Origin of the sequence: Ilumatobacter nonamiensis YM16-303 (assembly GCF_000350145.1) — a bacterium.
Lineage (GTDB): Bacteria > Actinomycetota > Acidimicrobiia > Acidimicrobiales > Ilumatobacteraceae > Ilumatobacter_A > Ilumatobacter_A nonamiensis.
Genome location: NZ_BAOL01000152.1, coordinates 1 through 8,577, shown reverse-complemented (window position 1 = coordinate 8,577; position 8,577 = coordinate 1). Strand labels below are relative to the sequence as shown.

Here is an 8,577-nt window from a genome sequence, read left to right as displayed (position 1 = left end):
TCGGCGAGCAACAACTGGTGCAGATCGCGCGGACGATGGTGCGCACTCCAAAGGTGCTGCTGCTCGACGAACCGTTCGCACCGCTCGACGAACAGTTGCGGGCGGCGATGCGATCGGAGATCCGCAAGCTCCAAGAGGGCTACGGCGTCACCACGATCATCGCGACGAACGATCCCTCCGACGCGATGTCGCTGGCATCGTCGATCTACGTCCTCGACGGCTCGCCGGCGCGTGTCGTCCAGTTCGGAACGCCCATCGACCTCCACGACGAGCCGGCGACGCTCGACGTCGCGATGTCGACAGGACCACTGTGGACACTCGAGGTGCAGGTCACCGCCGACGGCGGCGGGTTCTGGTTGAGTGCGGAGGGTGCGGTTCGGTTGCGTTCGTGGTCGCCGGCACTCCGGGACCACGTGGGTCGAACGGTGAAGCTCGGAGTCCGGCCGGAGGATCTCGAACGTGCGGATCGTGGGGAAGCCACCGCGGTCCTGAGGCGGGTCATCCCCGGCGCGCCGTCGAGCCTGTTGTGTTCCTGGGGCGGACGCCAGGTCACGGCAACGGGCGATGCCGACGACACCGACGCCGGCGCGTCGATCCGGTTGAAGGTCCACCGCAGCCTGATCTTCGACGCCACCGACGGCCGCCGCATCGCCTGACCGACCCCGTGCCAAACGGTGTCAGACACCCGATGGCACGCGGTGCCCGACGACCGGGGTCAGCCGACGGTCCAGGTTCCGTTCGATGCGAGGAGTTCGCCGAGGTCGCCGGGGCCCCGGCGCTCGCTCGCGGCGACCACCTGGTCACTCACGGCCTGCGCGTACTCGCTGCGTTGGATGTTGCGGAACACGCCGAACGGCGTCGGTGAATGGTCGTCGTCGTTGAGCCGGGCGAGAGCGAACGCCAGCGACGGACGGTCGTTCTTCTCGTCGTGGATCAGGATCTGATCGAGCCCGACGTCGGCGACCTCGACGATGTGCAGGAACCCGTCGGTGCCCTGCATCACGCCGCGCTCACGGTCCGGGCCGAACAGGATCGGCTCACCGTGCACCAGGTCGATCATCATGTTCTCCCGGTTCGTCTTCTTCGTGATGTCGGAGAACTGGCCGTCGTTGAACACGTTGCAGTTCTGGTAGATCTCGACGAACGACGCGCCGTTGTGTGCGTGCGCGGCCCGGAAGGTCTCCTGCATGTGCTTGCGGTCGAGATCGTGGGTGCGCGCGACGAAGCTGGCCTCGGCGCCGAGCGCAACGGAGAGCGGGTTGAAGGGAGCGTCGACCGAGCCGACCGGCGTGGACTTGGTGACCTTGCCGACCTCGGACGTCGGCGAGTACTGGCCCTTCGTCAAGCCGTAGATCCGGTTGTTGAACAGCAGGATGTTGATGTTGACGTTGCGGCGCAGCGCGTGGATCAGGTGGTTGCCGCCGATCGAGAGGCCGTCACCGTCGCCCGTGATGACCCACACGTCGAGGTCGGGACGAGCGGTTGCGATGCCGGTGGCGATCGCCGGCGCACGGCCGTGGATCGAGTGCATCCCGTAGGTGTTCATGTAGTACGGGAACCGGCTCGAGCAACCGATCCCGGACACGAACACGGTGTTCTCGGGTGCGACGCCGAGTTCGGGCATCAGCTGCTGCACGGCGAGCAGGATGCCGTAGTCGCCGCAGCCGGGGCACCACCGAACCTCCTGATCGCTGGTCCAGTCCTTCTTGGTGGTGACGGCGACCTGGGCGGTGCTCATGACGCGCCTCCTTCCGAGTCGGCGCCGAGACTCTCGATCGCCGCGTCGATCGCCGCCTCGATCTCTCGTGACTTGAAGGGCAGACCCTGGATCTTGGACACCGAGATGATGTCGATCAGGTAGGTACCGCGCAGCAGGTGGGCGAGCTGTCCACGGTTGAGTTCGGGCACGATCACCTTTCGATAGCGACGGAGGAGGTCGCCGAGGTCGGGCGGGAGCGGGCTGAGGTGCGCGATGTGTGCCTTCGCGACTTTCACGCCGACACGGCGACGGCGCTGGACCGCGGCATCGATGGCGGCCCACGTGGATCCCCAGCCGAGGACGAGGACGTCGGCATCGACATCGCCTTCCACCTCGGTCGGTGGGATGTCGGCAGTGACTGCGGCGACCTTGGCTTCGCGCAGCTCCGTCATCCGCTCGTGGTTCTGGGGCGTGTAGTCGATGTTGCCCGTGCCGTCGGCCTTCTCGAGTCCACCGACGCGGTGCATGAGGCCCGGCGTGCCCGGGATCGCCCATGGACGTGCCAGCGTCTCCGGGTCGCGCAGGTACGGCCAGAACTCTTCGTTGCCGTCGTCGTCGACGTGGTTGGTTCCCGTCGCGAACGGCACCGAGATGTCGGGCAGCGAGTCGACGTCGGGCAGCTTCCACGGCTCGGACCCGTTCGCCAGGTAGCCGTCGCTGAGCAGGATCACCGGGGTGCGGTACTTGAGTGCGATGCGCGCGGCCTCGATCGCCGCGTGGAAGCAGTCCGCCGGGCTCTTCGACGCGACGACGGGGAGCGGCGATTCGCCGTGGCGTCCGTAGAGCGCGATGTTGAGGTCACTCGCCTCGGTCTTGGTGGGCAGCCCGGTGGACGGACCGCCGCGCTGGATGTCGATGATCAACAGCGGGAGTTCGATCGCCACGGCGAGCGAGATCGTCTCGCTCTTCAACGCGACGCCCGGGCCGCTCGTGGTGGTGATGCCGAGATGCCCGGCGAAGGAGGCGCCGAGCGCGACGCCCACGGCGGCGATCTCGTCCTCGGCCTGAACGGTGCGGATGCCGAAGTGCTTGTGCTTCGAGAGTTCGTGGAGGATGTCGCTGGCGGGCGTGATGGGGTAGGAGCCGAGCGTGATCGGCAACTTCGCGAGTTGACCGGCGGCGACGAGGCCCCACGACAGCGCCTGGTTGCCGGTGATCGAGGTGTACGTCCCCGCGGGCAGGGTCGCCGGGCGGACCTCATAGCGGTGGCCGACGGCCTCGGTCGTTTCACCGAAGTTGAATCCGGCTCGGAACGCCGCGGTGTTCGCCGCCGCGACCTGTTCGTTCTTCGCGAACTTCTGTCCGATCCACTCCTCGGTGGGCTCGGTCGGACGCGTGTACATCCACGACACCAGTCCGAGCGCGAAGAAGTTCTTCGAGCGTTCGGCGTCGCGCGGTTTCACGCCGAGCGGCTCGCAGACCTCCTTGGTGAGACTCGTCATCGGCACCTTCAGGACGCGGTAACCGTTGAGCGTGCCATCCTCGAGCGGGTTGACCGGCTCGTCGGACGAGTCGACGTAGCCGGCCTTCGACAGGTCGCGGGCGTCGAACGAGTCCTCGTTCACGATCACGGTGCCACCGACTTCGAGTCGGTGCAGGTCGGCCTTGAGTGCGGCCGGGTTCATCGCCACGAGCACGTTCGGCTCGTCTCCGGGAGTCGTGATCTCGTGGTCGGCGATGTTCACCTGGAACGCGGACACCCCGTTCACGGTTCCGGCGGGTGCTCGGATCTCGGCCGGGAAGTCCGGCAGGGTCGACAAGTCGTTGCCGAACGACGCACTCACGGAGGTGAATCGGTCACCCGTGAGCTGCATTCCGTCGCCGGAGTCGCCGGCGAAGCGGACGACGAGGTGATCGAGAACCCGATCGTTGCCCGCCGTGTCCGACCGTTCGATCGTGTCGGTCATCTGTGATTCCCCCATTGGAATGTTGTGAGTCTGGATGTGCCGTTCCCCAACGGCGACGACTTCACCGTACCCAATCGACCTGCATTCATGCGGGCACGAGCGACGCGCCGGACGCGAATGATGCGATCGGCGCGAGACTCACGGCGATGTTGTTCGAGGACTTGGCGCGAGCGTCGGTCGCGGTCACGGCGACGAGCAAGCGCAACGAGAAGGTCGCAGTGCTCGCCGACGTGCTGCGTCGGCTGACGCCGCACGAGATCGAGCCCGCCGTGGCGTTCCTCGTCGGGACCACACCGCTCGGTCGCATCGGCGTGGGGTGGTCGACGCTCGCCGACGTGCGCTGTTCCCCGGCCGAGTCCGCGACGTTGACAGTCGGCGACGTGGATGCATCGCTCCGGGCGATCGAGGCGATGGGCGGGAGCGGAGTGCACGCCGCGCGTCGCGATGAACTCGAACGGCTGCTCGGTGCGTCGACCGCCGACGAACAGCGCCTGCTCCGCGGGATCCTGTCGGGCGAGCTCCGTCAGGGCGCGCTCGAAGGAGTGTTGACGACCGCCGTTGCGAAGGCAGCCGACGTACCCGTGGGAGCGGTTCGCCGAGCGACGATGATGGCGGGTGGGCTCGGCGACGCCGCCGTTGCAGGATTGACCGGCGGTCGCACGGCGTTGGACGCAATCGACCTGGAGCCGCTCCGGCCCGTGCAACCGATGCTCGCGAGTCCGGCCACGAACGTCGCGGAGGCGGTCGGCGAACTGGGACGCGACGGCCCGGTGCAGGTCGACTGGAAACTCGACGGAGCACGGGTGCAGGCCCACCGGCGTGACGGCGAGGTTCGGTTGTTCACCCGCAATCTGAACGACGTGACGGCACGACTGGGTGAGGTCGCCGAGTCCGTCGCGGCGATGCCAGGAGGCGATCTCGTTCTCGACGGCGAGGCGATGGGTGTGCTCGACGACGGCTCGCCCCGTGCATTCCAGGACTCGATGCGCGCGACCACGTCGCTCGATGCGTTCTTCTTCGACGTCCTCGTGGCCGACGGGCAGTCCGTCCACGACGAGCCGCTGACGCTGCGTCGCGAGGTGCTCGCGGCGACGGTGCCGCAACGCTCGCGCCTCCCGTCGATCGTGACGGCGGATGTCGCCGAAGCGGAGGCGTTCCTCGGAGGAGCGATCGACGCCGGCCACGAAGGGGTGATGATCAAGGACCTCGACGAGCCGTACGAGGCGGGACGGCGGGGAACCGGATGGAGGAAGGTCAAACCCGTCTACACGTTCGATCTGGTCGTGCTCGCCGTCGAGTGGGGGTCGGGCCGTCGTCGCGGGTTCCTGTCGAACATCCACCTCGGAGCGCGGGATCCCGAGTCCGGCGGATTTGTGATGGTCGGCAAGACGTTCAAGGGGATGACCGACGAGATGCTGCGATGGCAGACGGCACGATTCGAGGAACTGCGTCTCGGCGAAGGGCCGATCTGGGGACGTCACGCTGTTCATGTCGCCCGAGCAGGTGGTGGAGATCGCGGTCGACGGGGTGCAGTCGTCGACGACCTATCCCGGCGGGGTCGCCCTTCGGTTCGCGCGGGTCAAGCGGTACCGAGACGACAAGTCGGCGGTCGACGCCGACACGATCGACTCGGTGCGCTCGCTCATCCGCCGGACGGGCTGAATTCGCGCCGGAGGCTCCGCGATCGCGCGGGGTGGTGGCGGATAGGGTCGCGATCTCCACCATGGCGATGCTTCGATTCAACTTCGGGACGATGGGCTCCGGCAAGAGCACGTTCGCCCTGCAGATCCATCACAATCTCGCCAACCGGGACCTCTTCGGACTCCTACTGACCACGCTCGATCGCGAGGGTCGCCAGGTCACGAGTCGGCTCGGTGTGGCGGCGCCGGCGATCGAGGTCACGCCTGACCTGGATCTCTACCGGCTCGCCACCGACAGCTGGCCGCTGCACTACATCGTGTGTGACGAGGTCCAGTTCTACACCAAGGCCCAGTGCGAGGATCTCGCCAGGATCGTCGACGATCTGGACGTCGACGTGTTCGCGTTCGGGTTGCTCACGGACTTCCGAGGCGAGTTGTTCGACGGCACGAAGCGGATGCTCGAGTTGGCCGACGAGCACAGCCCATTGCAGGTCGAGGCACGCTGCTGGTGCGGCGCCCGCGCCACGCACAACGCCCGGGTGGTCAACGGGGGAGTGGTCTACGAGGGCGACACCGTGATGGTCGGCGACACCCGTGATTCCGACGCGCAGCCGTTGTTCGGTGACTCGGTGCGCTACGAGCTGCTCTGCCGCAACCACTTCCGGACGGGCGACCTCGGCACCTGAAGTGTCCGTCGGCGCCAGGCACCGATGGACATTCGACGATCAACCTCCGGGGGCGGTGCGGCCGGCCGCGAGGCAGAGGTACGAGATGCCGACGAGGCCGATCATCCCGCCGAGGCGGAACGCGACCGTCTCGATCGTGTCGATTCCCGTCGGCTGACCGAACACCTCGACGAGGATCGACGCGAGGGCGACGACGATCAGCAGGTTCGCCGTCCAGCGCAACGTCCGCAGGAGCACGGCGAGGCCGAGCGACTGGGTCGGACCGGCAAGCCACGTGGCGGTCGCGGCAGCCGTCGCCGCGAGCGCGATCAACGACAGATTCGGTGGGAACGTCAGGAACGCGAGTGCCTGGATCCGCTCCTCCCAGGCAGTGGCCAGCCGGGACTCCGACAGTTGCGTCACGCGGTACATCACCTGGAACAGCCAGAGCGTCCACCCGACGAATAGCAGCACACCGACGCGCGTCAGCGCGGTGATCACACCACCGAGTCGTGAGTCGTCAGTCCCATTCACACGGGAGTCGCTTGATGCCGTTGATGAAGGCCGACTGGAGGTACGCGGGATCACCCGTGATCCGCAGGGACGGGAGACTGCGGCGGATCTCGTCGAACATGACGGTCATCTCCCGACGCGCCAGGTTTGCCCCGAGGCAGAAGTGCGGACCGCCCGCGCCGAAGCCGACCTGGGCCGGTTGCAGCGGTCGGGTGATGTCGAATGCATCGGGGTTCTCGAAGACGCGTTCATCGCGGTTGCCGGAGTTGTAGAACATCACGACCTTCTCGCCGGCCTTGACCGGCGTGCCGTTGATCTCGGTGTCCTCGGTGGCGGTCCGGCGGAAGTGGATGACCGGGGTGGCGTAGCGCACGATCTCCTCCATCGCCGACCGCGCGTGCGTCTCGAAGTCCCCGTACAGCAGGTCCCGCTGATCGGGGTGCTCCGTGAGTGCCTTCATGCCGTGGCTGATCGCGGTGCGCGTCGTTTCGTTGCCGGCGACCACGAGGAGGATGAAGAACGATCCGAACTCCTGCGGTGTCAACTGGTCGCCATCGACCTCGGCGGCCATCATCACCGACGTGATGTCGTCCTGCGGGTTGGCGCGTCGATCCTCACCGAGTGCCTGGGCGTACGTGAACATCTCGAGCGACTGCGTCATCAGGTCCTCGTAGGACGTGACGTACTCCGGGTCGCCGACGCCGAGGATCGTGTTCGTCCATCCGTAGATGCGTCCGTAGTCCTCGGCGGGAATGCCCATCATGTCGCAGATGATCTCGAGCGGGAGGGCCGCCGAGATGTTCTCGACGAAGTCACACGTCTTGTCCGGGAACTGTGCCTGAACGCGTTCCAGGATCTCCTTCGCCTTGGCGGCGACGAGGCCTTCCACCCGGTTGACCTCCTTGGGAGTGAAGCCCTTGGAGACGATCGACCGGAGACGGAAGTGTTTCGGGTCGTCCATGTTGATCATCGAGCCGAAGAACTCGTTCATCTCCTGGGGCATGTCGCCGATGTTCGAGCCCTGACCGGAACAGAAGAGCTTCGGGTTCCGGCTGACGTACCAGATGTCCTCGTGCCGCGTGAGGGCGCGGTACCCGGGACCCTGCGGGAACGGAGAGTCCTCGATGACGCGCTCCTCGAAGTGCGGCAGCCCCGGCGTGGCGCGCAGGAGACGGAATGCGGCCTCGCGCACGTCGCGCGGGCCGGCCCAGAATTCGATGTCCGAGAGGTCGATGTCGTCGAGGGTCAGGTCGGCTTCGGTGATGCTCATGCCACGCCACAATAGAGAGCGGCGGGGGTGCGGTTCCGCATCGCCGGAGGGCCAGACTGGGGCACATGCTGCAACCCTCCGAGATCGAGCGGGTGCTTGCCGTGATGGCGCATCCCGACGACGTGGACTTCGGTGCCGCGGGAACCGTTGCCACACTCACCGATGCCGGGGTCGAGGTCGTGTACTGCCTCGTCACCGATGGTCAGGCGGGTGGGTTCGACCACACGATCCCGCGTGACGAGATGGCGGCGATCCGCCGGGGCGAGCAGACCGAGGCCGCCGCGAAGGTGGGCGTGACCGAACTCCACTTCCTCGGCCACATGGACGGCAGCGTCGTGGCCGATCTCGACCTTCGCCACGACATCAGCGTGGTGATCCGCAAGGTCCGTCCCCAGGTCGTGATCACCCAACTCCCCGTCCGCAACCTGGATTCGACCTACGGCTCGCATCCGGACCACATCGCGACCGGCGAGGCGACGATGGCGGCCGTGTATCCCGATGCGCGGAATCCGTTCGCCTTCCCGGGACGACCGCTCGCGGAGTTGGAACCGTGGAGCGTCGACGAGGTGTGGATCCCGTTCGGCACCGACGGCCAGGGTGTCGTCGACATCACCGACCAACTCGACCGCAAGATCGAGGCGCTCATGTGCCACCGCAGCCAGCATCCCGATCCCGCGGCGATCGAGGAACGGGTCCGGATGTGGTGGCAGGGAATCGCCGCCGACCACGGCCTCCCCGAGGGATCGAGCGCCGAGGCGTTCCGGGTGGTCGACACCCGCTGACCATGGTGTCGGTGCCATCGGGTGTCTGACACCGGATGGCA

At 67.0% G+C, this 8,577-nt stretch carries 7 protein-coding genes and 1 pseudogene; 4 read left to right on the top strand and 4 right to left on the bottom strand.

Features of this window, described 5'->3' with window-relative positions:
• Positions 1-656, top strand: a 656-nt coding sequence (locus tag ON45_RS13820; RefSeq protein ID WP_148288691.1) for an ATP-binding cassette domain-containing protein, incomplete at its 5' end; no start/stop codon positions are given.
• 59 nt (positions 657-715) lie between these two features.
• Here ON45_RS13820 and ON45_RS13815 read toward each other — a convergent pair.
• A complete protein-coding gene (locus ON45_RS13815) occupies positions 716-1,738 on the bottom strand; it encodes a 2-oxoacid:ferredoxin oxidoreductase subunit beta (RefSeq protein ID WP_040494580.1) in 1,023 nt (340 codons plus the stop codon).
• Positions 1,735-3,681: a 2-oxoacid:acceptor oxidoreductase subunit alpha gene (locus tag ON45_RS13810; RefSeq protein ID WP_162833686.1), complete on the bottom strand. Its 1,947-nt coding sequence runs from the start codon at positions 3,679-3,681 to the stop codon at positions 1,735-1,737. The genes ON45_RS13815 and ON45_RS13810 overlap by 4 nt, the downstream gene beginning before the upstream one ends.
• Positions 3,682-3,812: 131 nt before the next feature.
• On the opposite strand from ON45_RS13810, the pseudogene ON45_RS13805 reads away from it, so the two are divergent.
• Positions 3,813-5,328 (top strand): annotated as a pseudogene (locus ON45_RS13805) (ATP-dependent DNA ligase).
• Positions 5,329-5,419: 91 nt separating this feature from the next.
• A complete protein-coding gene (locus ON45_RS13800; RefSeq protein WP_241432209.1) occupies positions 5,420-5,992 on the top strand; it encodes a thymidine kinase in 573 nt (190 codons plus the stop codon).
• A gap of 39 nt (positions 5,993-6,031) precedes the next feature.
• Here ON45_RS13800 and ON45_RS13795 read toward each other — a convergent pair whose 3' ends face one another.
• A complete protein-coding gene (locus tag ON45_RS13795) occupies positions 6,032-6,505 on the bottom strand; it encodes a hypothetical protein (RefSeq protein WP_148288690.1) in 474 nt (157 codons plus the stop codon).
• Positions 6,492-7,754: a cytochrome P450 gene (locus tag ON45_RS13790; protein WP_051063063.1), complete on the bottom strand. Its 1,263-nt coding sequence runs from the start codon at positions 7,752-7,754 to the stop codon at positions 6,492-6,494. The genes ON45_RS13795 and ON45_RS13790 overlap by 14 nt, the downstream gene beginning before the upstream one ends.
• A 65-nt stretch (positions 7,755-7,819) precedes the next feature.
• Between ON45_RS13790 and ON45_RS13785 the strand changes: the two genes are divergently transcribed.
• Entirely contained in the window at positions 7,820-8,536 is a 717-nt protein-coding gene (locus ON45_RS13785) for a PIG-L deacetylase family protein (RefSeq protein WP_040494576.1), read from the top strand.
• The last annotated feature ends 41 nt before the right edge of the window (positions 8,537-8,577 follow it).